Raw genomic sequence first — 25111 nt, 5'->3', positions numbered from 1 at the left:
AGTGTAGTGGTTCTCCCAACAAAGTGCAATCTGTATGGATTTACAGGTATGCAGGGAAGTAAGCTTATGGCTACTGGAACCTGTCGCAAATGTGGCAATACTTGCGAGATTATTTTTCGCTATACCGTATGTGTAGATGGTGTAGTGCGTCACGCAAAGAAAGGAAGACCATTTCCTATTCCACTTTGCAACTGCTCTGAGAAAAAAGCAGCGTAATCTTTCTATATCAAAGCCCGCGTTAGCGGGCTTTTTCTTCGGCGACAAGAGGATCAAAGTTTAGAGTTGGTGTGATTTTTACTTTTCGATCATAGATTATAACTTGACTTTCAGTTTTATGACCTGAGAAAAGTTGTTTATCCCTGCTACTGCCTTCATAGTCGGAAATCGCCTTTGCCTTGATATCGTGAAAGGTCCCGGGGATCTTTCTGCCTAATTTTAACGCTGCCTCTCTCTTGGCATCATTCCACCAGGTGTTAAACGTTTTTCGGTTTAGCCTGCCACCTGATGGGCTTGGGATAACGTAACCTGCAGCTGACCGACCAACTAAATGGATCCGTGCCATTTCGATCGCATCGCGCAGACGAGGGGACCATTCTTTAATCTGCTTTTTCCCTGTTTTATTCTGTTCAATGAAAATCCCGCGTTCCATCAGGTCAGATATCTTTAAATCAAACACATCGCCTTCTCGTGCTGCGCACAGATATGAGATCTCCATTGCCACCTGAATCTCTGTGCGAGCATGTTGATAAATTGCCAGATAATCCTCATCGGGTAATGCCTTCAATCGATAGAAAACCATGATATGCTACTGGTATTTAGGGCTTTCTATGGCTACCGTTACTGTTCATTGTCCTCGTTGCCATTCCGATTCTGTTTATCGCCATGGGCACAGCTGTTCCGGGCACGAGCGCTTTCGTTGCCGGTCATGTCGCCGCGTTTTTCAGCTGGCTTATACCTGTGAAGCCAGAAAACCCGGTGTAAAAGAACAGATAGTTGAACTGGCACACAACGGTGCCGGCGTCCGCGATACCGCCAGAGTTCTTAAGGTCGGTATCAATACCGTCATACGGACATTAAAAAGCTCTCGCCGTCCCGGATAACCGCTTCTCCTGTCGCTCATGCCGATGTGGCACTCATCTGCGAGCTTGATGAGCAGTGGGGCTTTGTTGGCAGTAAAGCCCGGCAGCACTGGCTCTGGTATGCTTACAATACCAAAACGGGTGGCGTACTGGCTTATACTTTCGGCCCACGTACCGATGAGACATGTCGGGAACTGTTGGCCCTGTTGACGCCCTTTAGCATCGGCATGATTACCAGCGATAACTGGGGCAGTTATGCCAGAGAGGTGCCGAAGGAGATACATCTGACTGGTAAAATTTTCACACAGCGCATTGAGCGAAACAATCTGACGCTGCGAACCCGTATCAAGCGGCTGGCACGCAAAACAATATGTTTTTCACGTTCCATCGAATTGCACGAAAAGGTCATCGGTGCCTTCATCGAAAAGTACATGTTCTACTGATTGGAGGCATTACCAAATACTGAAACTTAATGTAGATATTTTAATTTGCAGGTATCGCCATGTTAAAAATAAGTGACGTTGAGCCACTCACGGCCCTTGATGGCCTTTTTACTAACGGAAAAGTTGCAAGCGGTATTGCGCCAACAAGGCTGGTTGCCGAATGGTTTAATGCAGTTCAAACTGAACTGGTAAATGTTGTTGAGGGATTTGGTCTTACACTTAACCCGGATGATTCGACCCAGATTTTTCAGATTTTAAAAACAATATCGTCCGCAACTGTACCAGCGGGCACGCCTATCGCATGGCCATCTGACTCCTTACCTTCCGCCGGCTCCTTTGCATTTATGCAAGGACAAACATTCAGCCTGACAGCTTACCCGTTACTCGCGGCAGTATACCCATCTGGTGTTCTCCCTGATATGAGGGGATGGACTATCAAAGGTAAGCCGTCTTCAGGTAGAGCGGTGCTTTCGCAAGAGCAGGATGGCGTGAAGTCGCACGCACATACAGCCTCTGCGACATCCACAGATCTCGGTACGAAAACAACAAGCAGTAACGGAGATCACTCTCACACGTGGGGTGGTGGTATGCAGAAGCAGGGTGGTAGCGATCAGGAGGTTGGCAGCAACAGCGCCAATAACTTTGGCACAACCTCTACTGCCGGCGCGCATACGCACACCCTGGCTCTTGGCGCCCACTCGCACATCATTACGGTTGATGCTGCTGGTAACGCAGAAAACACCGTCAAAAACATCGCATTTAACTACATCGTGAGGCTCGCATAATGGCTTTTGAAATGTCTGACAAACCTCAGGTGGTAACTGCTTATCATATCAGCAGCGATACGGGGGAGCTGGTGGGCGTTGAAGAATTATCGATCCCGCCTCACACTGGCTTGCCTGCCTACAGCACTCAAAATTCACCACCCGAAACAATCACAGGAGAAACGGCGGTTTTCAATACCGCTGCGGGCCTGTGGTCTATTTTTGAGGACCATCGCGGAAAAATCGTATACAGCATCGTATCTGGAGAACCCGTAGAGATTTCTGAGCTAGGTGCCCTGCCGGATGACGTGACAGCAATAGCACCTGCTGACAGCTACCAAAAATGGAATGGCGATGGTTGGATTGGTGACCCGGAAGCCAAACACCAGGCCGATGTTAATGCAGCAGGTGAACTGCTGACTAAGTTGATGCGGGAGGTTAACGAAAAAATAGCCCCCCTGAATGATGCCGTCGAACTGGGCATTCAGACTGATGATGAAATAGCTCAGTTGGCAGAGTGGAAAAAATACCGGGTCGTTCTTAGCCGTATTGATACAACTACCGCCCCTGATATCGCCTGGCCCGAAATCCCCGTCTGATCTGTTTCTGAGGTAATACTAATATGCCATTTTATTTAACGGGCAACCCTGTTCCGTCGGCAAGCGTGCTCGACATTCGCGATAACTCGCAGAATTTAGATCTGGCCCTGAACGATGTTACATCAGCCCTTTGGGCTGACAGGCTTGGCCGCAACCGTATGACATGGTATGGCATGGAGTCTGCCTTCACTGTAAAGCTGAGTGACTTTGAATCTCTATTTACCTCGCAAATCACGGAACAGGAAACTGCTTTCGATGTTGCACAGGCAGACAAAGAAAGTCGCTTCCTGCAGTTCCTGAACAGCTCTGGCTATGTTTTCCTGGGCGACTATGAAGACGGCCCGTTCCAGTTTAGCGCCCGTAACCAGTATATCCGCTACGATAACCAGTATTACCGCCTGAATGCCACTACTGACGTCGGTTTTACCACCACTGGTATCGATGCGGTCAGTTTCGCAAATGACGTCACTCACTTCGTTCTGATGGATGGAGACACGCTTCGTCAAAACTTATTCTCAAGCGACGGACAATTACTGATTGGTGCACCATCCACAATTGAGGATTTGAGGCTTATTGCACCTATAATTTCCGCGAGAATTCAAACTAAAGGGGCGTTTAGTGCTTATGATATGGGGCATGGTGATTGGATATATGACATTTCAGACATGAGCTCTTTTGTAACACAATACCCAAGGCTGTTTATTGCACCTAACATTGACCCGACAGGTGCTTCAGGTGCATGGAAACTAAACTTAGGTAACGACATCCCAACTAGAAGCTACGGAGTTGGTTTAACATCTGATCCAAATATCAATGCTGAAATATTGAATCAAACATTCAAATATAATAATGGGAAAAGATGGGTGGTTCTTCCTCCTTTTAGTATATGGCTATCATCTGTTGAGGTGCGAGGAGCGGACCCAAAAGTTAAAGGAACTCCTGGTGCGACTGCAGGTGTTAATGGAGGTAATGGTACTGCCATAATTACAAGGGACTCATTTTCATCCGCAGATGTTTTTAAGGTTACATCATCGTCTGACTCTAGTGCTAACAGAGTTACAGGATGTAATATTAAAGACATTAAAATAGTTTCATACGATTTCTTTAACACTCCTGGTTACGATACTTTCTCTACCAGAACGAATAGAAGGGCATTCTCATTTAATTACTGTGGGGCACAGCTTGAGATTAGCGGTCTTGTTGCAATTGGATTCAAACAGGGCATGTATTGCAATGAGTTATGGGATGGTAGCTTAAGCAATATAAGATTAATGTACTGCTCTGACTCCGCTGGAGCTGGTATTACACCTGCCTGTTATATTGGATCTGCAGGGACAGATAACTCAAACAACTTAAGTTTAAACCATTTGCACATTGAGTTTTCACCATACGCACTTAATCTAGGATTTGTCGAGCACTGTAGATTTAAAGACATTAAATGTGAATCATGGCGGAATCTTGATGCTACAAATAATGTTGTCCGTATAGAGGCTTCTGCAACGAAGAATGTGTTTGATGGTGCTTTATTCTCCACTCAGAATTCAACACTTACGCATTTCATGTATAACGCCGGGCAATTCATAACCTTTAATGACCCTAATTTTGCAGCTGGTGAATCTGCGGCATATCCATATGCTGGGGTGAAGTGGTATTATGGTGCAGCAACAACGAATTCAAGGTGTGTATTTAAAGATGCGCATTTCAACAGGTGCAATCCAGGAGATGGAACAAATGCAGACGATTACCCAATAGTTGTTGGGAATTACACTAGGTTTAGTGGGGTAATCAGAGCGTCAACAACTTATCAAACATCGTCTGGATCGCTAACAAATACCAAGTCAGGATTGTTAGCTGTTGGAACATCGTGCTTAGTTGATGCTTTACATATTATTGTTGGGACAACAGAAAAGACATCTGGTCCAGTAATATATTTCAAAGGTTCAGGGAACGTAGTTGAGGACGTTACCCATACCGCTAATGACTTAATTTATTCACTAGCAGCAGGTAATGCTGATAATGAAATCAGATCGTATGGTTCGCCTTTCCTAAGAACGAGCAATTCGGTCATAAACGCATACGGTAAAAATACTATACTCAATAAACTTCAAAGTGCAGATTGTTTCAGGGAGCCACATTAAGTCCTGCAGATGAAAATATTTATTTTTGACTTTATTGAGTATTTTAACCTTGGTCTTTATTATCAGCAGCCATTAACTCCAGCAGATTTCCATCAGGATCCCGAAAGAAAACAGATTGTGATGGCTGACCTGAACTCGTTTCACGGGGCACCGGGCCATGGATTATTTCGATATCGTTTTTCTCAAGTAGCTCTAACACGCTGAGAATTGTCCCTCCCCACCGGAAGCATAAATCAGCACTCCCTGGCATTGGCCTTTTAGCTACAAGTTCCACGCCATTCTCAACCTGATGTAAACTCAGGACAATATCACCCAGCGATACCTGCCTTACAAGCAGTTTCCCAAAGGGGGCGTACTCTGCATGAATTTTTGCACCAAACAATTTATCGTAAAAACAGTAAGATACTTCAAGGTCGGCAACAGTTATTGCAACATGATCAATGAGAGTTATTTTGTTCACAGGTGAACACCTTACGCTATACGTCGTTATGTCTCTGACACGGAACTGAGCACCTGAAAATTGTCGTTGATACGACAGCCCAGTTTCTGCCCCAGTTCCGGCAGGGTTCGTTCAAAAAATCCTCTTATCGCGTCCCTGAAGGCTTTCGCTGACGCAAAATACCGGTTATTCCGCACATGCTCATTCATCACCTTCCACAACCGTTCTGTCGGGTTCAGGTTCGGGCTGTACGGCGGCAGATAATGCAGTTCAATATTCATCACGAAGGCCCAGTCCTTAACCAGCGATGCCCGGTGATAAGGCGCACCGTCCAGTATCAGATGCACTTTCTGCGACACCGGATAAGTCTGGCGAACTGCAATAAAAAAACGGCAGATAGCATCCGCATTAATCTGCGGATAATCACGGGTCACCGTCCGGGCCAGGTCGTTCACGCTGAGGGCGCTGATGATGTTCAGGCGGGTCCGGCTCCCGGTGGTTTTCACCGCTTTCAGTTCCCCCTTTCTTATCCAGCCACAGCTCAGCTTCGTTGACTGCGTCGGATGTACCGCATCCATAAACAGAATGGGTTCGCTGTCACCGGCAGCCTGCTTCAGCGCTTCATAATGCGTCATGAACTGCTGCTGTTGTGCCGGGCAGAACTTATGGGGAATACCTGACGGTTTTTTCCAGGTGAACCCGTTGCGGTGAAGCCACTTATTCATACCCGGAATGCTGTAGCGCACACCGAAGCGGTCACGGACAAGCGACACGATACTGGCCGTCGTGATGTGAACAGTGTCAGTCAGAAGCTGACGAAGTTCGGCAGACTCCCCGGGAGTCAGATGCTCCTGCGAACCGCCGTTATCAGAGGTGAGCTTACCGTCGCTGAGATAATCCGATAGATGACGCAGAACCGTGGTCTCATGAATGAGCTGAGACTGCGCAATCATGGCAGGAGACCAGCCCTGAGCAGAAAGCAGCACGCAGCGTATCCGGTCGCAGACACGGCGGTCACGACTCTGCCGGTGCTGAGCCTCAAGGGCGGCAATCTGTGCGGAGGTCAGTTTTACGTTCATGGCCTGAGCATGATCCTCAGCACCGACGAAATCAAGCAGTTTCAATGATCACGGGTATATAATTTTAACTTCAGCAACTGCTGTGACACAAATTTTGGGCCTGACCGGTCAAGAAGTTACAATTTGGTCGGATGTTACTGGTAGTTCTTTGGTGAACAATTCATCTCTATTGGTAACTGATACGGGGGCTAACATATCAATGGCCTCAGGGAAGCCATTTAAATTCGCCCTGCAATCTGGAACAAAATCAAGACAAATAGTCTAAGGAGGAAATGTGTCATTTTCTATAGAGCAAGAAATTGTAAAAAGATACCGACTTCCAGGGATAGGGATTGAAATGAAAGATGAGATATCAACGGAAGTGTTATTGTATGAGGTTGTCAGCATGACGCTATCTACAAGTAATCAAGCGGTAGCCCAGTTTGAGGTCTCAGTAGAAGGCGGGTTTCTTAAAGGAGGCAAGGAGTATTCATTCACCTACTCTGGGGAGGGAAACCCTTTGGTTGAGGCTGAAATCAAATACAGAACCGAGCTACTGGGCAGCTAACTATACGCAAGTATTAATTTTTTACGACAAGGAAGTCCCTGATCCATAAAAAATAAGAATACCCTCATCTATAGCTGTCAAAGATTAAGTTTTCTTGCTGGACAAAGCGAGGTGGTTTTGATAGAAGTGATTTCTTTGGCTTTGGCCTTTGTGAATGATCTTGTGTAGGGCTCACTGGTGAGGGGTTACAATGAGCAGTATTAAATATCGTAAAGATATTGATGGTTTACGTGCGGTAGCAATATTGCCTGTATTGCTTTTTCATGTTGGGTATTCTGGATTTAGTGGTGGGTATGTTGGTGTAGATATATTCTTCGTTATCAGCGGGTATTTAATCACAAAGATTTTAATAAACGATATTAATAATGGAACCTACAGTCTATTAACCTTTTATGAAAGAAGAATTAGGAGGATAGTTCCAGCTCTGACATGCGTTATTTTATTTGTTTTGATTGCATCTCCTTTTTTTCTTGCCCCAGATAACTATTCCTTTCTACCAAAGGAAATAATAGGGACTCTTCTTTTTGCTTCGAACATTGTAAGTTTCTTAAAGTCTGGTTATTTTTCGACTGATGCAGAGCAAAGACCTCTTCTTCATACATGGTCTTTGGGTATAGAAGAGCAGTTTTATATTATATCTCCGATTGTGTTATTTTTATCATTTAAATACTTTAAATCAAGAGTAGGTTTGATTCTTTCGCTCTTTGCTATTGTATCATTTGCGTTTAGCGCAATTCTTACAAAGAACCACCCTACAGAATCATTCTACCTTCTTCATACAAGGTATTGGGAGCTGTCTTTCGGTGCTCTTGCAGCTGCAGGAGTATTCAAAAAAGCGAAAGGGAGGGGCAAAAACGAGGTGCTTTCCATTCTTGGTTTGTTGCTAATATTATTTTCTATATTTACATTTACATCGAAGACTGTTTTCCCCGGCTACGCCGCACTTCTACCAGTACTTGGAGCAACCCTCATTATACTGAACGCAGAGGATACTCTCGTAGGAAAAATGCTAGCTTTAAAACCGTTTGTCTTTATCGGTGTGATTTCTTATTCCCTTTATTTATGGCACTGGCCGCTTGTAGTCTTTTCTCATGATAAATATATAATAGATCTCAATCTATCAAGAGAGATGTTGGTTGTTTTATCGATTCTAATCGCTTGGTTTTCGACAAGGTTTATTGAGGCACCTTTTAGAAACAAGCAATCCTATGATAGAATGAGAATTTTCAAACATTCTAGTGTTGCATATTCATTACTATTTTTGACTTCGTTAGCAATATGGCCTCTTAAGGGATGGTCAGATAGACTTAGTGATGAAAAAGCATATATTTTATCCTCAACTAAAGACTACAGCCCTGTAAGAGACAAGTGTCATTTCAGTTCAGGCGTTCCGGAAACTACGCAGTATTGTGTTTTAGGTGCAAAAGATATTGAACCGAGCTTGTTTGTTTGGGGTGATAGTCATGGGGCCGAGATGTCCTATGCGCTGTCTAAATTGACAAGCCTATATACAGCCACTTACTCAGCGTGTCCGCCAGTGGTAGGCTTCACCTCAACCGAAAGGCCGGAGTGTCAAACTCATAATGTCCGCGTTCTTGATTTTATTCTAAATAATAAAAACATTAAAAATGTGGTTCTTGCAGCCAACTACAGCAAGTATGAAGGGGATGAGAAATATAGTGGTTTTGTTAAAGGTTTTGAAAATACAGTCAAGAAGCTTACTGACGGCGGTAAGAGAGTAACAGTTTTAGACCAGATTCCATCACCCGGTGTAAACGTACCTAACGATTTAGCAAATGCAAAGTTCATAGTTAATAAGGGTTTCGCTTATGATGATGCAACTTTTAAAAAGATTGAATTTAAGAATGGCGTAAATATATTCCATTTCGAAAAATATCTATGTGACGGTAATTCTTGCTCCATGATGTATGAAAATCACCCTATCTCATTTGACGATAATCATTTATCTTTAACTGTTGCTAAGATTATGGCCCCTCACGTATATGAAATGATTAGTGATAATAGAAAAACGAATGAGAGGCTTTAAACATTACTAAGAGCCTATCCCAATAGGATTTTGTTCCAGACAATGATGCCGCAGGCAAAATGCAACATGGCCTCGTAATTTTCGGCCTTCTTTTCCCATCGGGTCAGAACCCGGCGAAAGCGATTCATCCAGCTATGAGTCCTCTCGACAACCCAGCGATGGGCTTTGAAGTCGGTGTTTTTACCTGCATCAGACTCCTCTTTACGGGACTGGATATGCGGCTCGTAGCGGCGGCTCTGTAGATACGTTTTCAGCCAGCCAGCTTCGTAACCTTTGTCCAGGCAGAGTCTGAGTTTTTGCCCCGGACGCCCCGTCTGAAGTGCATCGAGCGTATCTGCAACCAGTTTGATATCGTGCGTGTTCGCTGCTGCAACAACCAGCGACAGAGGAAGCCCGTTGGCGTCTGTCAGCAGGCTACGCTTTACGCCTTGTTTCCCTCTGTCCGTGGGATTACGGCCTGTTTTTTTGTTCCTGACAATGGCGATTTGGTCATACAGCCGTCCATCGACAGCCAGGACCAGTCAATGCCGTCCAGATGTTCGCAGGCAAGCAAACCGTTCTGCCAGAAGCGTTCGAAGACTCCCGCATCGCGCCATTCCTGGAAGCGTCGGTGTGCAGAACTCGATGAACATATCCCGGTGGCGTTCAGGGCGTTCCACTGGCAACCGGTCCTGAGGACGAAGAATATGGCATCCATGGCAGCACGGTTATCAACGCGTCTACGATGAGTCCCCAGTGGGTGGCTGGTTTTATGCTCCGGGATGAGTGGAGCCATTTTTTCCCATAGTTCGTCGCTGATCTGCCACTTGCTACCCGCCATACATTCCCCCTCAGAAATTACCGTAACGTATTATACGATAATTCCTTTTGGGATAGGCTCTAAAGATTAAGTAAAACAGTTAAATCACCCACTGGCAGAGTTTTAGCGCCAGTGGGTGAGTGTGAAGTTTAAAATTTAAGTCTGTAATTAAATTTTTCTTCAATTTTTCCCAAGAAATTATTTTTTATTTTTCTTCAACATATCATTCAGATTATCAATACGTTATGTCAGGTCGGGAAATTGATAGGCGCAACCTCTCTTGATCTAAACCATCGATAAAAATACTGTATATAAAAACAGTATCATTGAGAGGTCCAGATCATGCCGCGTTTGTACGAAATTGAGGTCGCCTGCCGCAATGCGATCGAGATACAGCCTAACGGTCGGCGTATCCTTACCACTAGGCGTTTTCTGCAGGAGCTTGAGTGGTATAACTGGCACTGGTCACCACGACAGGCCAATCAGTGGATAGAGGGATATGTGACGACGTTCCGCGACTGATGTAGCCCCCTGAAACACCGGACAGTAGCTGTATCTCCAGATAAGAGATAGGCTTAAATATATGTCTAACAACCATGTTAATTTTGAGATGACCGGGATCCTGTTAGGGCAAGAAGCCCGTAAGCGTAAGACTCCGCAAGAGAAAATTGCCATCATCCAGCAAACAATGGAGCCGGGTATGAATGTCTCCCACGTTGCTCGTCTGCACGGTATTCAGCCCAGTCTGCTGTTTAAATGGAAGAAGCAATATCAGGAAGGTAGCCTCACCGCCGTTGCGGCCGGAGAGGAAGTGGTTCCGGCTTCGGAGCTGGCGACTGCACTCAAACAGGTCCGGGAACTACAGCGTCTCCTGGGTAAGAAGACGATGGAAGTTGAGATCCTCAAAGAAGCGGTGGAGTACGGCCAGTCGCGAAAATGGATAGCGCACGCGCCCTTGTTGCCAAAGGACGGGGAATAGCTCTGGTTAGTCGCACCATGAGCGTGTCGCGTGCGCAGTTATCACTGCGGGTGAGCCGCTCTGCCGACTGGCAGGACAGGCGCAGCAACCGGCGTAATGACGAAGCTGATGCAGAGATACTGTCGGAGATCCTCGGCATCATCAGCGACATGCCCAGCTACGGTTACCGGCGGGTGTGGGGTATCCTGCGTAAGCAACGCCGTGTAGAGGGACTTCCACCGGTGAACGCCAAACGGCTTTACAGGATAATGAGCGAACATAATCTGCTGTTGTTGCGTGATAAACCAGAGCGTCCGAAGCGGGAGCATAAAGGCAAAATCGCGGTAGCGGAAAGCGATATGCGCTGGTGTTCAGACGGCTTCGAGTTCGGTTGTGACAACGGCGAGAAGCTTCGGGTGACGTTCGCACTGGACTGTTGCGACCGGGAGGCCATAGACTGGGCAGCGAGCACGGGAGGCTACGACAGTTCAACGGTACAGGATGTGATGCTGAGGTCAGTGGAAAGGCGCTTCGGTAGCACGCTGCCGGGTAAACCAGTGCAGTGGCTGACAGATAACGGTTCAGCGTACACCGCGCATGAAACGAAGAAGTTCGCGCGAGAACTGAATCTGGAGCCGTGTACAACAGCGGTGAGCAGCGCACAAAGTAACGGCATGGCCGAACGGTTCGTGAAAACGATGAAGGAAGATTACATCGCGTTCATGCCAAAACCAGATGTGGGAACAGCGCTACAGAACCTTGCAGCGGCGTTCAATCACTAGAATGAAAATCACCCGCACAGTGCGCTGGGATATCACTCTCCGAGAGAGTACCGGCGGCAGCGGGCATCGTTAACTTAAGATACAAAAGCTGTCCGGAGATGGCGGGTCAAGATCAACGACGTTCCGCGACGTCTCCACCCAGGAAGGCGACGACCGTACGTTTCAGCTCTACAACCCGAACGGAGGGCTATGATATGGGCTTTCCGTCGCCAGCTGCTGATTACATCGAGGATACACTCACCGTCACGAAACTGTGCCAGGTGGATGGCAACTCACGGTTTGTTAAAACAGACTCCGGTTATGCAATTTTGGATATGTCTCTGCACCCAGGGCAGGGAGATTATCTGCTAATCCGCTACGACGGCATGACCGATTTCGGTCGGATAATGGGGCGCTCGTTTATCACCAGAGACGGTGAGGCGATCGAGGGTGATGGAGTCGAGGTCTTCGGCGTGGTTACGTTTTCCGTTAACGATCTGCGTCGGGACGACTGTCCTGTATAGCAAGGGATCTAAATATTGTTGGTATACTATGTGCGAGAAAGTGTCTAACTTATTGAAAATAGAGCCAAGAAAAAATACCAAATATACCAGCTAATTACGCTATATCATTGATTAATATGTCTTTTTCTCCGGTCTTGAAAACCGGCGACCCGAAAGGGTTCTAGAGTTCGAATCTCTACGCTTCCGCCAAATAAAAGAAGGGGTTACCGAAAGGTAGCCCCTTTTTGCTTTGGTCTCATTAAGCCATTCACGTAAAAAAAACGACCCGCCCTGCGCTAAAAAGATTTGCGGACGTAGTCAGCGCGCTTGCGTAAGTCAACGGATTCGTACCGTACCGATCGCCGCCTTCGGACTTGGTCGGTTGCATAGCGACTGATACCGATACCGTTGCCGGAGCGAATTAGCGGGCTGGGATGTCGTTACTTATTGCTGCAATACGGGGCATGCTGCTGCATCAATTGTAAGCGTAAACCCAGTGCCGTATGTAGCCATTAAACCAGTACTGGTAACTTAGACGCCCACTTGTTACAGACGGACATCTAAGTATGGAATCCCAATACTGGCGAAAAGAACCCCGCAAGAATTATTCGAATGACTTCAAGCTCCGTATGGTTGAACTGGCTTCCCGTCCCGGCGCCTGCGTTGCTCAGATTGCCCGTGAAAACGGCGTTAATGATAACGTCATCTTCAAATGGCTGCGGCTCTGGCAGAATGAAGGCCGCATATCGCGCCGCCTTCCGGCTACCGTAGTGACTTCATCACTACCAACGATACTACCTGTTGAGGTTGTACCTGATCCGACTCCATCTGGCAGGATGAACACTGAGCCAGCTCAGTTCTCAGCGCTGAACGCCTCCTCCTGTTGCGTCGAGTTCCGCCACGGCAAAATGACGCTTGAGAACCCGTCACCGGAGTTGCTGGCCGTGCTGCTCCGCGAGCTGACCGGGAGAAGCCAATGATATCCCTCCCGTCAGGCACCCGTATCTGGCTGGTTGCTGGCGTCACGGATATGCGTAAATCGTTCAATGGACTGGGCGAGCTGGTACAGCATGCACTTGATGAAAATCCGTTCTCCGGGCACCTGTTTATCTTCCGTGGCCGCAAAGGTGACACCGTGAAGATCCTCTGGGCTGATGCTGACGGTCTGTGCCTGTTTACCAAACGGCTGGAGGAAGGCCAGTTCATCTGGCCTGCTGTACGCGAGGGTAAAATCGCCATCACCCGCTCACAACTCGCCATGCTCCTCGATAAGCTGGACTGGCGTCAGCCAAAAACAGCCCGACTTAACTCACTGACAATGTTGTAAAAAGAGCATGACCGCATTATAAATGAGGTCATGAGTCAGGACTATATCGCCCGTATCGCCGCGCTGGAAGACGCGCTTCGCCAGAAAGACAGTCGGCTCAGCCTCGTTGCAGAGACTGAGTCGTTCCTGCGTTCTGCGCTGGCCCGCGCAGAAGAGAAAATAGAGAACGAAGAGCGCGAAATAGAGCATCTGCGGGCACAGATAGAAAAACTACGGCGGATGCTGTTCGGTACCCGCTCCGAAAAACTTCGCCGACAGGTTGAAGACGCCGAAGCCCTGCTGAAACAGCAGGAGCAGCAAAGCGATCGTTACAACGGCCGGGATAACGATCAGCAGGTTCCGCGTCAGCTTCGACAGTCGCGCCATCGCCGTCCTCTGCCTGACCATCTTCCACGCGAAATAAACAGGCTGGAGCCCGCCGAAACCTGCTGTCCGGACTGCGGCAGCGATATGGCATACCTCAGAGAAGTCAGCGCAGAGCAACTGGAGCTGGTCTCCAGCGCTCTGAAAGTGATCCGCACGGTCAGGGTGAAAAAGGCCTGCACCCGATGCGACTGCATCGTTGAAGCGCCTGCGCCATCACGCCCTATCGATCGGGGTATCGCCGGTCCGGGTCTGCTGGCCCGGGTGTTAACGGCCAAATACTGTGAACACCTGCCGCTATATCGCCAGTGCGAAATCTTTGCCCGTCAGGGCGTGGATCTGAGCCGGGCTCTGCTCTCCAACTGGGTGGATGCCTGTTGCCGGTTGATGGTCCCGCTGGATGAGGCTCTTTACCGCTACGTGATGGACTGCCGCAAACTGCATACGGATGACACTCCGGTGCCGGTACTGGCACCGGGCAGAAAGAAGACGAAAACCGGGCGCATCTGGACGTACGTTCGCAATGACCGGAACGCGGGGTCGTCAGACCCGCCCGCAGCGTGGTTCGCCTTCTCGCCGGATCGGCAGGGGAAACATCCTCAACAACATCTTCGCCATTACCATGGCGTTCTGCAGGCCGATGCCTTCGCTGGTTACGACAGGTTGTTCAGTGCAGAGCGTGACGGCGGCCCGCTAACAGAAGCAGCCTGCTGGGCTCACGCGCGCCGAAAAATCCACGACGTCTATATAAGTACTCAGACGGTCACAGCAGAGGAAGCCCTGAAACGTATCGGTGAACTGTACGCGGTAGAAGAGGAAATACGCGGCCTCCCGGCAACTGAGCGGCTGGCAGCCAGGCAGTCCCGGAGTAAGCCGCTGCTGGCATCCCTGCATGTGTGGTTGGAGGAGAAAAGCGCAACGCTGTCGAAAAAATCCCGGTTGGGGGAGGCGTTCGCATATGCCCTGAACCAGTGGGATGCGCTGTGCTACTACTGCGATGATGGCCTGGCAGAGCCTGATAACAACGTGGCAGAACGCGCGCTGCGAGCTGTCTGCCTTGGCAAGAAAAATTATATCTTCTTCGGGAGCGATCACGGTGGTGAGCGTGGAGCCCTGCTGTACGGTCTGATCGGTACGTGCAGGCTGAATGGCATCGACCCGGAGGCTTACCTACGCCATATCCTGAGCGTTCTGCCGGAGTGGCCCAGCAACAAAGTGGCTGAACTTCTGCCCTGGAACGTGGATCTCACCAATAAATAGCCGTCAATACGGCACTCGCTGAACGCTTACCATCAATTCAACGATCCAGTCAATAAAAACTCGCAGTTTGGCGTTGACGTGGCGGTTCGGCGGAAACGCCAGGTGCAGGGGCATTGAATTTATACGCCATTGCGTAAATAGCGGAATTAAAGAGCCGCCAGCCTGATGCGTTGCCGCCATATAGATTGGCAGCGCAATCACTCCTAACCCAGCTAACCCAGCCTCGAGGTAAGCATTGCCATCATCCACGGCAAGCACATAGCTGCTCGTGATTTCAATATGTTCACTTTCACGGCGCAGTACCAGAGGATCAATCTTACCGGTGCGTGAGGAAAAAAATCCGACTATGCGGTGGTCGGTGTTTTCCAGCTCTCGCGGGTGCGCAGGGGCCCCAAGGCGTGCCACATAACTCGGTGCGGCGTAGACGCCGATTTGCAAATCGCCGACGTGGCGTGCGATCAGGGACTGGTCGTTGATTTCTCCACCGCGCAAGACGCAATCCACGTTGTCGCCGATCAGATCCACCACCCGGTCGCTCACGCCCATGTCGAACTGGATATCAGGGTAGCGTGCGTGGAAATCAGGTAGCGCCGGCACCAGGACGAGGCGGGCCAGCGGGCTGGGCACATCCACCCGTAGCCGTCCCCTGGGCGTAATCGCCGCGCTGGACAGGCTGTTTTCAGCATCTTCCATGTCCGCCAGCAGGCGGATGACGCGCTCGTAGTAAACCGCTCCATCGGGAGTGACGCTGAGCCTGCGGGTGGTGCGATGGAGCAACCTGACGCGCAGGCGCGCTTCCAGCTGCTGAATGAGCTGCGTCACCGTGGTTTTGCTCATATGAAGCGTTTGGGCAGCCTTGGTGAAGCTGCCTGCTTCCACCACGCGAGCAAAGGCACGCATCGCATCGAAACGATCCATTCCTTAATCCTCTCTTTTCACAGATTGTTTGGATTTTACAAACAATGATGGACAAAGTCGCCTGTTTATCCGCCCGATCCGGCTGCTGTACAGTGTCTTTATGTTCACCGGGCAGATTTTGCCCCATAGCAAAGGTACAAACATGACGGCACGCGAAGCAGTATTTCCCATCGGTCGGCAGGCGCTGTATGAGCGCAATCGGTATTCACCGGCCATCAAATCTAACGGTTTCTTGTTTGTTTCGGGGCAGGTGGGTAGCCGCGAGGATGGTTCCCCTGAACCGGATCTAAAAGCGCAGATCGGGCTGGCATTCGATAACCTTAATGCCGTTCTCGCGGCTGCGGGCTGTACGTTCGGTGATGTGGTTGACGTCACCCTCTTTGTCGTCGATCCTGAGTCGAACCTCGACGCTATCTGGAGCGTCCTGCCCGAATATTGGGGGGAAGCGCCTTATCCCACGTTGACCGGGATCGGCGTGACATGGCTTTACGGATTCCAGTTTGAGATTAAGGTGGTTGCCAGGCTGCCCTAAGCGTTACGGAGCCAGGCGACAGCGAGCGGCGGTTGTGACTGCCGAGCGGTCAGAGATACGGAGGAAGACTTGTGAAAGCAGCGGTTTATGACGCGGAAGGCGCTCCCGGCGTCCTGAAATATGTCGATATCCCCGAGCCGGTCGCCGGGCCTGACGATGTCCTGATTTCTGTCGAGGCCATCTCGATTGAAGGGGGAGATCTGATCAACCGCCGTTCAACCCCGCCGCCTTGTCCTTCATGGATCGTCGGCTACGCGGCCGCGGGCACGGTGGTTGCCGTCGGAGCGAACGTCCGTAGCCGGGCGGTTGGGGACAGAGTTACTGCTTTTAACATGCAGGGCTCCCATGCGGAACGTTGGGCCGTGCCCGCGGAACGAACGTGGCTGATACCCGATGGCGTGGACGCGGCAGAAGCGGCGGTGCTACCGATCTCTTTTGCCACCGCGCATCACTGTCTTTTCACCCGCGGCATGCTCCGGCATGGAGAAACCGTCCTTATTCAGGCGGCGGCCGGTGGAGTGGGGCTCGCCGCCGTCCAGCTGGCCTCGCAGGCGGGCGCGACGGTCATCGCCGTGGCGAGCGGCACGCAGCGCAGAGGCCGGCTGCTTGAACTTGGTGCCGACCATGTTGTGGATCGGGCTGAGAATAACGTGGTGGAGAGCGTCCGACAGCTCACCTACGGCGCCGGCGTTGATCTCGTCATCGATCCCGTTGGGACGACGCTGTCTGCTTCCCTTTCGGCACTCGCTGAGCAAGGACGTCTGGTCTTCGTCGGTAATGCGGGCGGTGGTAGCCTGACCGTCGATCTGTGGCCGCCAATGCAGTCTAACCAGACGCTGATGGGGGTATTTATGGGACCTCTTTTTGCAAGGCCCGAAGTTCGCTCAAGCGTGGACGATATGCTGCAGGCCGTAGCAGCAGGGCGTATCAAGGTTGTCATCGACCGCATATTCCCTCTGGCCGACGCTGCCGAGGCTCACGAATTCGCCGAGACGGCAAAACCGCTTGGCCGTATCGTTATGAAACCATGAGGCGCCGGAAGCCGGCATGCGCCGTTCATTGATGGATCTGCAGGCGGATGCCGCCGTGCCGGCTACTCTTCACTCTGACGACGCAGCATCTGCAGCGCCACCTGGCAGGCATTATTGACGTGTAAAGAGGCAATTGCCTGGGCCTGTTCGGCATCCCGATCGCGCAGCGCCTGGGCTAACCGATCGATCTCCGCCAGGCTGGACGGCATACGATGCGGCTCCATCAGCGAGGTAGCGCGCAGGAGGTTCACCCGCGAATGCAAGCTGGTGAGGATCTCTTTCACCAGGCTGTTATTACAGTTATCAAAAATGATGTCATACAGGGCGGTTTTGGCACGCAGGACCTCTTCCTGCTGGCCCGTCTCGGCGGCTGCGCGCAGCTGAGTCGCGGCCTGAGCGAATTGCGCGATGCTGGCGTCGCTGCCCTGCAGCGCAAATTCTCTGGCGGCAAACCCTTCCAGCACGCTGCGCAGCGCATACAGCTCCTCGGCCTCTTTCAGGGAGATACTGGCGACGGTGGGGCCTTTATGCGGCACGATGCAGATTAGTTTTTCCGCTTCCAGCTGGCGTAACGCCTCACGGATAGAGGTACGGCTCACGCCGAGATTTTCGCACAGCTCGCGTTCGATCAGACGCTGGCCGGGATGAAAGCGACCGGACATGATGGCTTCACGAAGGGCATTTTCCACCTGACGGCGCAAGGTATTCGGCCGGACTAAGTTCATCTCCGTGTTCATTTTTGTATTCCTGTATGACAAAAGACACCGCAATTTGTACCACATCTTTCTAAGTCACAGCAAGTTGCCCTGCTGTGACTCAGCTATTCAGCGCTGGTTCAGCGCCTGTTCCAGCAGCGGCGCCGCCGCTTCCGCCCCGTGCATACCTATCAGGCTAACGATCTCCAGCACTTCCATAATCTCTTCTTTCGTGGCGCCGTAGCCGATTGCGTTGCGCATATGCAGCTTCAGACCCTGCTCATACAGATGCGTGGCCGAGGCGTCAAAGGCACAGTAGATAAGTTCCTTAACTTTGGGTGATAGTACGCCCGTTCGCCAGGGGACGGATGAAAATTCGATATAGTATTCAAACAAATCTGGATCCAGCTCTAACAAACCGTCCCATGAGGCGTGCCAGTAGCCGCGATTTGCAACAAAGCTCGCCTTCAGCGCCTGCTGACGCTCGCTCAGCGGCGCCGGCCCCTGGCGTAGCCCTTCCTCCTCCAGCACCTCCAGCAGCAGGGGGACGCCAATATTGGCCGCGTGAATCCCCAGCGTGCTGGTGAGCTCGAGGATTTCCACCAGCTCTTCGCGGGTCGCGCCGTATCTTAGCGCCACGTCGATATGGCGGCGGATCCCCGGCTGATAAATATGCGTCGAGGCCAGGCTGGCGCTGAGCGCGACCATGGCTTTCACTTTGTTTTCCAGATGATTTTTTCTTAACGGCACGCAGGCCAGCTGGTGCCAGGCCTGCAGGAAACCGGCATCAAGACGCAGCAGCGCATCCTGACCCTCTTCCCAGTAGTGATGCGCATCCAGCACCTGCTGGCGTAAATCGGGTTGGCTATTATTCATTGCGCCCTCTATCAACGTGTTGACTGTTCGTATTGGTCCTGAGTGACTTCGTCCTGCCATCCGGTTTTGCCGATCGAGGTCGCGGTATGCAGCATATAGCTATCCTGCGCCGCGCCGTGCCAGTGGCGTTCGCCGGCGGGGATCCATACGGTGTCGCCCGCGCGGATCGGCTGCGCGCTTTCTCCGGCCACGCAAATCCAGCCTTTACCCGCGGTGACCTGCAGAATCTGCCCCTGCTCGTGGGTGTGCCAGAAGGTGCGTGCGCCCGGCGTAAAAAAGACGTTGTTAATGGTGATCCCGTCGGCTGCCGGCATCACCACATCGGCCCAGACCTCGCCGGTGAAGGTGGCTCCCCGTTTTTCGGAAGGTAAGTTCGCTTCGCGGCCATGAAAAATACGCATAATGTGCTCCGTATCAGTTATCGGAAGAAGAGAGGCGGATACCGCCAGAAATATCGCCGATGGCGTCAACCACGCGATTGCTAATGGCATCGCCGTAGCCCAGCGCGGTGGCCAGACCGAAGCTGGCGAGCGGCCCGGCGCTGTTTAACGATGTTACGCCGAGCTGGTGCAGCAGATCGGTATATAGCACGATATCTTTGGTCATCAGCTTGCCGGTTAATCCGCCTTCCAGGTAGTCGCCCTGCACGATCCGCGGGAAGCGGTTGAGGGTGGCGAAGTTCACCCCGCTGCTGCTGTTCAGCACTTCCAGCAGCCGCGGTAAATCGAGACCGGCCTTTTTACCGGCGACCATCACCTCGGCGGTTGCCGCCAGGCTGACCGCATTGAGGAAATTATTCAGCAGCTTGGTGGTGTGGCCCGCGCCGCTGGCCCCCATGACCACCACTTTGCTGGCGATGGGGGCGAACGCCCACTCAATCGCCTGAATGGCGGCCTCCTCGCCGCCGACCATCAGCGTCAGCTGGCCTTTCTCCGCCGCCGCGGCGCCGCCGGAGATCCCCGCGTCGATATAGGCTACGCCTTTGTCCCGCAGCAGGTCGTGCAGGCGCACGGTTGAGGCCGCCGCGGCGGTGCTCAAATCAACGATAATCTGCCCGCTGCGGCAATGGGTAAGCAGCCCCTCTGGCTGTAGCATCACCTTTTCAACGACGTTGCTATCCGGCAGCGACAGCAGGATCAGGTCGCACTCCGCCGCCACCTGACCAACGTCCCGTGCTTCGCGGGCGCCGGCTTTTTGCACCGCGCCGGGCTGGGGATCGAACCCCAGCACCTCGATACCGGCGTCCACCAGGCAACGGGTCATGCGTCCTCCCATGTTGCCTAAACCAATAAAACCTAACTTTTTACCGGACATCACTTTTCTCCTGTGATTGTGATTAGTGTGCGCTGAAATCGACATTTTTGGTTTCGGGCCCCATCAGGGCGCCCACCATGCCAATCACGCCGCCGAGCACCAGCAGGCAGACGGCGGTCAGGGCCAGCGGCATCAGGGCGCTTAGCCAGCTCATGTAAAAGGCGTAAAACGACGGCAGGATCACCGACAGGCTGAAGCCCACGCCAAAGCCGGTCGCCCGGACATCGGTCACGAATCGTTCGTTGATATAGGTTACGATCACTCCCCAGGGGGAGGTCACCAGCACGGCCAGCAGGCAGACCAGCGTCATCACCGCCCACAGCGGCAGATGCGGCACGCTGCTGAGGAAATAGAGGATGGCGGCGCCAACGGTGGCAATCAGCGGCCCGACGACGATAAAGAAGCGACGGCGGCCATATTTTTGCCCCAGCAGGCCGGCGCCGATATAGCTGAAGAACAGCACCAGGTAGGTGAGCATCAGCGTGGCGGTCATTTCGAAGCCGCTCAGATGCAGGGTATTGATCAGCAGGCCGGTCGGCAGATAGATGGTGACGATATTCTGCGTTAACCAGAAGCCGGTCATCATAATCAACACCTGCAGCAGGTTGCGGGCGCTTTTGCCGCTAATCAAATCACGCAGCGGCAGCTTCTCTTTCACCGCGCCTTCTTCGCTTTGCCAGACCTCCGACTCCGCCACCTTATGGACATAATAGAGGGCGAGAGCGCCCGCCAGCAGCGCGCCAATGATGAACGGAATACGCCAGCCCCACTGCGCATACGGCGAGTGGATGCCGTCGAGCGGGAACAGGAAGAACATCAGCATGGTGATTAAGTTGATGGTCACATAGGCGGCCGGGAAACCGGCGATGATCAGCCCGCCGACAAAGCCGCGCTGCTCTTTTTTGGCGTACTCGATGGTCAGCGGCATGGCTCCGGTATAGCCGCCGCCGAGAAAGATGCCGTCAATAAAGCGCAGCAGCACCAGCAGTACATAGGCGGTGAGGCCGAGCGTCTCGTAGCCCGGGAGCAGGGCGATCAGGAAGGTGACGACCCCAAACCCGGACACCGAATAGATGGAGGCTTTGCGCCGCCCGAGCTTGTCGGCCACGATGCCAAAGATCAGCGCCCCCAGCGGCCTGCCCAGCAGGGTGGTGATAAACACCAGCGAAGCCAGAATGGTGGCCGTGCCGCTGGAGAGGTTTGGCGGCTGGAAATAAAACAGCACCGGCGACAGCGCAACCACCGGCAGATAGATGTCAAACATGTCGATATATTCGGAAAAGAACGCGCCGCGCACGGCGCTCTTGCGCTTCTCTTCGTGTGATTGTTGTTGTTCCATTTCAGTGACGGCCTGGTTGGCACCGATGCTTACCATGTCTGTCTCCTGCTTTGTTCGCGCCTCTCAGGGCGCGTTTGGCGTAGGGAACTCACCGCCTGCGGCGGTGAATGCGTAGGGTCAGAATGCGTGGCTATGTCCGGGGTATATTCTCCTTTTCCCATTCGCCAATGGCGGCGCTGGCGACGCGAAACGCGGCGAGCGCGGCAGGCGCGCCGCAGTACACGGCGGTTTGCATCAGCACGGCCTGGATCTCGGCCTTGCTGACGCCGTTGTTGAGCGCGCCGCGGACGTGAACCGCCAGCTCATGGTGCTGGCTCATCGCGGTCAGCATGGCGATGTTGAGCATGCTGCGGGTTTTAAACGGCAGGGTCTCATCACCCCACACCCGTCCCCAGCAGAACTCCGTCACCAGCCGCTGGACGGGGCGGTTAAAGTCGTCGGCGCTGGCCCAGGATTTATCCACGTGCGCCTCGCCTAAAACCTCTTTGCGGTTCGCAAAGCCTTGTTGAAACAGTTCACTCTCTTCCATCATGCCTCCTTGAGGAACGACTCCTCATTTTTCGTATGATTGTATGACACTAAAAATGGCTAAAATTTTTTGGCCGATCAGGCCGGGTGATAGCCGATCATCGCCTTCACCTCCAGATACTCGCGCAGGCCGGCCTCTCCCCACTCGCGTCCGTTGCCGGAACGGCGATAGCCGCCGAAGGGAGCGTGAAAATCCGCGGGGGGATAGTTGATATGCACCTGGCCGGCGCGCAGCCGCCGGGCAATCGCCCGCGCGCGTTCGGGATAGCCAGACTGCACGTAGGCGGCCAGGCCGTAGTCGGAACCGTTGGCCATATCGATGGCCTGGTTTTCATCGTCATAGGGCAGGATGCAGAGCACCGGGCCAAAAATCTCTTCGCGGGCAATGGTCATGTCCGGAGTCACCCGGCTGAAAATCGTCGGCTGCACGTAGTAGCCTTTCTCGACGCCTGCCGGCCTGCCGGTGCCGCCGATCAGCAGTTCCGCCCGTTCATCGATGCCGCGCTGAATGAGCTGCTGAACGCGGTCAAACTGCGTGCGGTTGACCAGCGGGCCGAGCCGGGGTTTATCATCGTCGCCGGGCCCCGAGCGATACTGCATGGCGGCCCGCCGCGCGATGGCGTTGACCTCATCCAGCCGGGCGCGAGGGACCAGTAAACGCGTCGGGATTGAGCAGGACTGCCCGCTATTGGTAAAACAGGCGGCGACCGCGCGGGTCACGGCGTTTTCCAGATCGACATCATCCAGCAGGAGATTGGCCGATTTACCCCCCAGCTCCTGCGCCACGCGCTTGACGCCCGGAGCGGCCAGCCTGGCGACTTCGATCCCGGCGCGAGTCGAGCCGGTAAACGAAACCATCTCTACGTCCGGGTGCGCCGCCAGAGCGGCGCCGACGCCGGGGCCGTCGCCGTTGACCAGGTTGAATACCCCGGCGGGCACTCCGGCGTCATGCAGCACTTCGGCAAGCAGAAGGGCGCTGAGCGGAGAGTATTCGCTGGGCTTCAGCACCATGGTGCAGCCCGCCGCCAGCGCCGGCAGCACTTTCACCACCACCTGATTCACCGGCCAGTTCCAGGGGGTTATCAGCCCGCAAACGCCGATCGGCTCCAGGCGCAGGCGGGTGCTGCCGCGCCGTTCTTCAAAGGCGAAATTTTCCAGCACCGCAATCAGCGTCTCCAGATGGGCTACGCCGCGTACCGCCTGCCCGTCGCGGGCGAATGCGCGCGGCGCGCCCATTTCACGATGAATCGCGTCGACAAATTCGTCGTAGCGGCGCTGATACCCGCTCAGAATGCGTTTTAACAGCGCGATGCGTTCGGCGACTGCGGTTTCAGCCCAGCCGGGAAAGGCCCGGCGCGCGGCGGCGACCGCCCGATCGACGTCCTGCACATTCCCGAGGGCTAACTGACAAATGGGCTGTTCGGTGGTCGGGTCGATCGCCGTGAACCAGCGCGGCGCGACGGGCTCAACCCAGCCGCCATCGATATAAAACTGTGTGGTATGGGACATGGTCAGCTTCCTGTGGATGGCGCGTTATCGTCCAGCAAACGGTACATCTCCGTATGGTCGGCGCTGGCCGATACGGTTGCCGCGCACTGGTGCCAGAGATCGATACACTGCTCGCCGAGGCGCAGCGGATAATCGACCGCGGTGGCCAGCCCTTTGGCGATTTGCAGATCTTTATCCATTAACTTCAGGGCAAAGCCTGAAGCGTAGCTGCCGCTCAGCATAAATTGTTTCACCTTGTTTTCTGAGGTGTTGCTGCGGCCGCTGGAGGCGTTTAGCACATCGGTCATCACCTGAGGGTCGATACCGAAACGGCGGGCAACCTGCAGCGCTTCCACCGTGGCGGTCAGCCCGGCGGCGGAAACATAGTTATTCAGCGCCTTCGCCGCGTGACCGCTGCCGGCAGAGCCGATATGCAGGACGGAGCTGCCCATCGCCGAGAGCAGCGCCTGGCAGCGGGCTAGCACCTCCTCCTCGCCGCCAACCAGAATGGCCAGCTTGCCCTGTTCCGCGCGCTTGACGCCGCCGGAAACCGGGGCATCGAGATAATGTAAGCCCTGCTGCTGCAGGCGCTGCGCCAGATCCCGCGAGCGGGACGGCACGGAGGAGCTCATATCAATGACCACCGCGCCAGCGGGCAGGCGTTCGGCCCACCGCTGGCCGAACAGCACCTCCTCGACGATGTCGGAGTTGGGCAACATGGTGATGAGCACGTCCAGGCCGGCGGCGCCGTCCGCCGACAGCAGTCCGGCGCGCAGGGATTCCGCCAGCGCGCCGGCGCGCGACCGATCGGCGTCATGCAGCTGCAGGGCGTAGCCCGCCTCGCTCAGGCAGGTGGCCATGGGCGTTCCCATCATGCCTAAACCAATAAATCCCACGGTGTGGATACTTTTCACGTCAACCTCTCTTAACGACAGAAACGACGGCGCTAGCGCAGCGCCGAAAAATCAGTGGGTAGCAGAAAGCTATTTTCGATACGGCAAACAATGGCCTGCTGACGCTCGCTCTCCGCGCGCTTCTCCTGCCATTCCACGTCGGCCTGGAACGCATTCCAGCATTTTTCGCGTTCGGCCATATCTTCCCAGCTCAGCAGATAGGTCAGGGTGTGGTTGCTCTCGCCGACGGCGGTCGTCCAGAAACCAATTTGTTTAATACCGTATTTCTCAAAGAAACCGAGGGTGGTATGGCGAAAACGTTCCAGCAGCGCCGGTAGGCGGCCTGGCATACAGTGGTAAATGCGCATTTCAACGATCATGGGATGCTCCT

At 53.0% G+C, this 25111-nt stretch carries 26 protein-coding genes and 3 pseudogenes; 15 read left to right on the top strand and 14 right to left on the bottom strand.

The genetic code is table 11. The features are described 5' to 3' along the window. Nucleotides 1-238: 238 nt before the first annotated feature. Nucleotides 239-775: pseudogene (locus AC1M2H_RS17895) on the bottom strand (tyrosine-type recombinase/integrase); the annotation flags it as partial. Between the two features lie 52 nt (nt 776-827). Here AC1M2H_RS17895 and AC1M2H_RS17890 point away from each other — a divergent pair. From AC1M2H_RS17890 to AC1M2H_RS17875, 4 genes are all read left to right on the top strand, one after another. Then, a protein-coding gene (locus AC1M2H_RS17890; protein ID WP_480148370.1) for an IS1 family transposase occupies nt 828-1522 on the top strand; the annotation gives its coding sequence in 2 pieces (ribosomal slippage) (nt 828-1074 and nt 1074-1522; 696 coding nt in all). 59 nt (nt 1523-1581) lie between these two features. Beyond that, a complete protein-coding gene (locus tag AC1M2H_RS17885; protein ID WP_480148426.1) occupies nt 1582-2307 on the top strand; it encodes a phage tail protein in 726 nt (241 codons plus the stop codon). After that, nucleotides 2307-2885: a tail fiber assembly protein gene (locus tag AC1M2H_RS17880; RefSeq protein ID WP_480148425.1), complete on the top strand. Its 579-nt coding sequence runs from the start codon at nt 2307-2309 to the stop codon at nt 2883-2885. Before AC1M2H_RS17885 ends, AC1M2H_RS17880 begins: the two co-directional genes overlap by 1 nt. Nucleotides 2886-2908: 23 nt before the next feature. Continuing rightward, nucleotides 2909-5023, top strand: coding sequence for a hypothetical protein (locus tag AC1M2H_RS17875; RefSeq protein WP_480148424.1), 2115 nt, complete (start codon nt 2909-2911; stop codon nt 5021-5023). A gap of 43 nt (nt 5024-5066) precedes the next feature. Here AC1M2H_RS17875 and AC1M2H_RS17870 read toward each other — a convergent pair whose 3' ends face one another. After that, on the bottom strand, nt 5067-5483 hold the full coding sequence (locus AC1M2H_RS17870) for a VOC family protein (protein WP_480147914.1): 417 nt from the start codon (nt 5481-5483) through the stop codon (nt 5067-5069). Nucleotides 5484-5509: 26 nt separating this feature from the next. Continuing rightward, nucleotides 5510-6541, bottom strand: coding sequence for an IS630 family transposase (locus AC1M2H_RS17865; RefSeq protein WP_480151833.1), 1032 nt, complete (start codon nt 6539-6541; stop codon nt 5510-5512). Between the two features lie 274 nt (nt 6542-6815). On the opposite strand from AC1M2H_RS17865, the gene AC1M2H_RS17860 reads away from it, so the two are divergent. Both AC1M2H_RS17860 and AC1M2H_RS17855 read left to right on the top strand, forming a co-directional pair. After that, nucleotides 6816-7088, top strand: coding sequence for a hypothetical protein (locus AC1M2H_RS17860; protein ID WP_480148423.1), 273 nt, complete (start codon nt 6816-6818; stop codon nt 7086-7088). Nucleotides 7089-7278: 190 nt separating this feature from the next. Beyond that, nucleotides 7279-9135 carry an acyltransferase family protein gene (locus tag AC1M2H_RS17855; RefSeq protein ID WP_480148422.1) on the top strand — a complete coding sequence of 619 codons (1857 nt, stop codon included), beginning with the start codon at nt 7279-7281 and terminating at the stop codon, nt 9133-9135. A 14-nt stretch (nt 9136-9149) separates the two neighbouring features. Here the strand turns inward: AC1M2H_RS17855 and AC1M2H_RS17850 are convergent. Then, nucleotides 9150-9955 (bottom strand): IS5 family transposase gene (locus tag AC1M2H_RS17850; RefSeq protein WP_480147878.1). Its coding sequence is split into 2 segments (ribosomal slippage): nt 9150-9602 and nt 9605-9955, totalling 804 coding nucleotides; the frame shifts between segments, so codons are not numbered across the junction. A gap of 321 nt (nt 9956-10276) precedes the next feature. Between AC1M2H_RS17850 and AC1M2H_RS17845 the strand changes: the two genes are divergently transcribed. From AC1M2H_RS17845 to tnpC, 7 genes and pseudogenes are all read left to right on the top strand, one after another. Beyond that, nucleotides 10277-10456: a DNA polymerase V gene (locus AC1M2H_RS17845; protein ID WP_480148421.1), complete on the top strand. Its 180-nt coding sequence runs from the start codon at nt 10277-10279 to the stop codon at nt 10454-10456. Nucleotides 10457-10544: 88 nt separating this feature from the next. Continuing rightward, nucleotides 10545-11752 (top strand): annotated as a pseudogene (locus AC1M2H_RS17840) (IS3 family transposase). Between the two features lie 37 nt (nt 11753-11789). Then, a pseudogene (locus AC1M2H_RS17835) lies at nt 11790-11867 on the top strand (DNA polymerase V); the annotation flags it as partial. Between the two features lies 1 nt (nt 11868). Further along, nucleotides 11869-12177 (top strand): S24/S26 family peptidase, encoded by a 309-nt coding sequence (locus tag AC1M2H_RS17830; protein ID WP_480148420.1) that lies wholly within the window; start codon nt 11869-11871, stop codon nt 12175-12177. A gap of 545 nt (nt 12178-12722) precedes the next feature. After that, on the top strand, nt 12723-13136 hold the full coding sequence (tnpA, locus tag AC1M2H_RS17825; RefSeq protein ID WP_480148419.1) for an IS66-like element accessory protein TnpA: 414 nt from the start codon (nt 12723-12725) through the stop codon (nt 13134-13136). Further along, the gene (tnpB, locus tag AC1M2H_RS17820) at nt 13133-13483 is read left to right on the top strand and encodes an IS66 family insertion sequence element accessory protein TnpB (protein WP_191939720.1); all 351 of its coding nucleotides are present in this window, start codon (nt 13133-13135) and stop codon (nt 13481-13483) included. Before tnpA ends, tnpB begins: the two co-directional genes overlap by 4 nt. A gap of 30 nt (nt 13484-13513) precedes the next feature. Next, on the top strand, nt 13514-15106 hold the full coding sequence (gene tnpC / locus AC1M2H_RS17815; RefSeq protein WP_480148418.1) for an IS66 family transposase: 1593 nt from the start codon (nt 13514-13516) through the stop codon (nt 15104-15106). Between the two features lie 3 nt (nt 15107-15109). On the opposite strand, the gene AC1M2H_RS17810 is transcribed toward tnpC, so the two are convergent. Then, complete coding sequence (locus AC1M2H_RS17810; protein WP_480148417.1) at nt 15110-16024, bottom strand: LysR family transcriptional regulator; 915 nt, start codon at nt 16022-16024, stop codon at nt 15110-15112. A 142-nt stretch (nt 16025-16166) separates the two neighbouring features. Here AC1M2H_RS17810 and AC1M2H_RS17805 point away from each other — a divergent pair, with 142 nt between their 5' ends. Together AC1M2H_RS17805 and AC1M2H_RS17800 are read left to right on the top strand one after the other, a co-directional pair. Further along, nucleotides 16167-16556 carry a RidA family protein gene (locus tag AC1M2H_RS17805; protein ID WP_480151978.1) on the top strand — a complete coding sequence of 130 codons (390 nt, stop codon included), beginning with the start codon at nt 16167-16169 and terminating at the stop codon, nt 16554-16556. Nucleotides 16557-16627: 71 nt separating this feature from the next. Continuing rightward, a complete protein-coding gene (locus AC1M2H_RS17800) occupies nt 16628-17587 on the top strand; it encodes a quinone oxidoreductase family protein (protein ID WP_480148416.1) in 960 nt (319 codons plus the stop codon). 62 nt (nt 17588-17649) lie between these two features. On the opposite strand, the gene AC1M2H_RS17795 is transcribed toward AC1M2H_RS17800, so the two are convergent. From AC1M2H_RS17795 to AC1M2H_RS17755, 9 genes are all read right to left on the bottom strand, one after another. Continuing rightward, nucleotides 17650-18324, bottom strand: a complete 675-nt coding sequence (locus AC1M2H_RS17795; RefSeq protein ID WP_480148415.1) for a GntR family transcriptional regulator — start codon at nt 18322-18324, stop codon at nt 17650-17652. 87 nt (nt 18325-18411) lie between these two features. Then, nucleotides 18412-19158: a carboxymuconolactone decarboxylase family protein gene (locus tag AC1M2H_RS17790; RefSeq protein ID WP_480148414.1), complete on the bottom strand. Its 747-nt coding sequence runs from the start codon at nt 19156-19158 to the stop codon at nt 18412-18414. A gap of 11 nt (nt 19159-19169) precedes the next feature. Then, the gene (locus AC1M2H_RS17785; protein ID WP_241721831.1) at nt 19170-19559 is read right to left on the bottom strand and encodes a cupin domain-containing protein; all 390 of its coding nucleotides are present in this window, start codon (nt 19557-19559) and stop codon (nt 19170-19172) included. Nucleotides 19560-19572: 13 nt separating this feature from the next. Then, a complete protein-coding gene (locus AC1M2H_RS17780) occupies nt 19573-20517 on the bottom strand; it encodes an NAD(P)-dependent oxidoreductase (protein ID WP_480152300.1) in 945 nt (314 codons plus the stop codon). After that, entirely contained in the window at nt 20495-21847 is a 1353-nt protein-coding gene (locus AC1M2H_RS17775; RefSeq protein ID WP_480148412.1) for an MFS transporter, read from the bottom strand. The genes AC1M2H_RS17780 and AC1M2H_RS17775 overlap by 23 nt, the downstream gene beginning before the upstream one ends. A gap of 94 nt (nt 21848-21941) precedes the next feature. Then, complete coding sequence (locus tag AC1M2H_RS17770) at nt 21942-22340, bottom strand: carboxymuconolactone decarboxylase family protein (protein WP_480148411.1); 399 nt, start codon at nt 22338-22340, stop codon at nt 21942-21944. A 77-nt stretch (nt 22341-22417) separates the two neighbouring features. Beyond that, nucleotides 22418-23848, bottom strand: a complete 1431-nt coding sequence (locus AC1M2H_RS17765) for an aldehyde dehydrogenase family protein (protein ID WP_480148410.1) — start codon at nt 23846-23848, stop codon at nt 22418-22420. Nucleotides 23849-23850: 2 nt separating this feature from the next. Further along, complete coding sequence (locus tag AC1M2H_RS17760) at nt 23851-24741, bottom strand: NAD(P)-dependent oxidoreductase (RefSeq protein WP_480148409.1); 891 nt, start codon at nt 24739-24741, stop codon at nt 23851-23853. Between the two features lie 32 nt (nt 24742-24773). After that, entirely contained in the window at nt 24774-25100 is a 327-nt protein-coding gene (locus AC1M2H_RS17755; RefSeq protein ID WP_480148408.1) for an NIPSNAP family protein, read from the bottom strand. Between the last annotated feature and the right edge of the window lie 11 nt (nt 25101-25111).

It is taken from the genome of Klebsiella sp. F11 (genome assembly GCF_056712265.1).
This window is presented reverse-complemented; position numbering and strand designations above follow the sequence as displayed.

Coding starts and splice junctions, on each gene's coding strand:
- AC1M2H_RS17880 (WP_480148425.1), top strand. CDS start 2,307: ATGGCTTTTGAAATGTCTGACAAACCTCAGGTGGTAACTGCTTATCAT.
- AC1M2H_RS17810 (WP_480148417.1), bottom strand. CDS start 16,024: ATGGATCGTTTCGATGCGATGCGTGCCTTTGCTCGCGTGGTGGAAGCA.
- AC1M2H_RS17780 (WP_480152300.1), bottom strand. CDS start 20,517: ATGTCGATTTCAGCGCACACTAATCACAATCACAGGAGAAAAGTGATG.
- AC1M2H_RS17795 (WP_480148415.1), bottom strand. CDS start 18,324: ATGAACACGGAGATGAACTTAGTCCGGCCGAATACCTTGCGCCGTCAG.
- AC1M2H_RS17775 (WP_480148412.1), bottom strand. CDS start 21,847: ATGGTAAGCATCGGTGCCAACCAGGCCGTCACTGAAATGGAACAACAA.
- AC1M2H_RS17755 (WP_480148408.1), bottom strand. CDS start 25,100: ATGATCGTTGAAATGCGCATTTACCACTGTATGCCAGGCCGCCTACCG.
- AC1M2H_RS17855 (WP_480148422.1), top strand. CDS start 7,279: ATGAGCAGTATTAAATATCGTAAAGATATTGATGGTTTACGTGCGGTA.
- AC1M2H_RS17885 (WP_480148426.1), top strand. CDS start 1,582: ATGTTAAAAATAAGTGACGTTGAGCCACTCACGGCCCTTGATGGCCTT.
- AC1M2H_RS17875 (WP_480148424.1), top strand. CDS start 2,909: ATGCCATTTTATTTAACGGGCAACCCTGTTCCGTCGGCAAGCGTGCTC.
- AC1M2H_RS17790 (WP_480148414.1), bottom strand. CDS start 19,158: ATGAATAATAGCCAACCCGATTTACGCCAGCAGGTGCTGGATGCGCAT.
- AC1M2H_RS17765 (WP_480148410.1), bottom strand. CDS start 23,848: ATGTCCCATACCACACAGTTTTATATCGATGGCGGCTGGGTTGAGCCC.
- AC1M2H_RS17865 (WP_480151833.1), bottom strand. CDS start 6,541: ATGAACGTAAAACTGACCTCCGCACAGATTGCCGCCCTTGAGGCTCAG.
- AC1M2H_RS17845 (WP_480148421.1), top strand. CDS start 10,277: ATGCCGCGTTTGTACGAAATTGAGGTCGCCTGCCGCAATGCGATCGAG.
- tnpA (WP_480148419.1), top strand. CDS start 12,723: ATGGAATCCCAATACTGGCGAAAAGAACCCCGCAAGAATTATTCGAAT.
- AC1M2H_RS17805 (WP_480151978.1), top strand. CDS start 16,167: ATGACGGCACGCGAAGCAGTATTTCCCATCGGTCGGCAGGCGCTGTAT.
- AC1M2H_RS17770 (WP_480148411.1), bottom strand. CDS start 22,340: ATGGAAGAGAGTGAACTGTTTCAACAAGGCTTTGCGAACCGCAAAGAG.
- tnpB (WP_191939720.1), top strand. CDS start 13,133: ATGATATCCCTCCCGTCAGGCACCCGTATCTGGCTGGTTGCTGGCGTC.
- AC1M2H_RS17830 (WP_480148420.1), top strand. CDS start 11,869: ATGGGCTTTCCGTCGCCAGCTGCTGATTACATCGAGGATACACTCACC.
- tnpC (WP_480148418.1), top strand. CDS start 13,514: ATGAGTCAGGACTATATCGCCCGTATCGCCGCGCTGGAAGACGCGCTT.
- AC1M2H_RS17785 (WP_241721831.1), bottom strand. CDS start 19,559: ATGCGTATTTTTCATGGCCGCGAAGCGAACTTACCTTCCGAAAAACGG.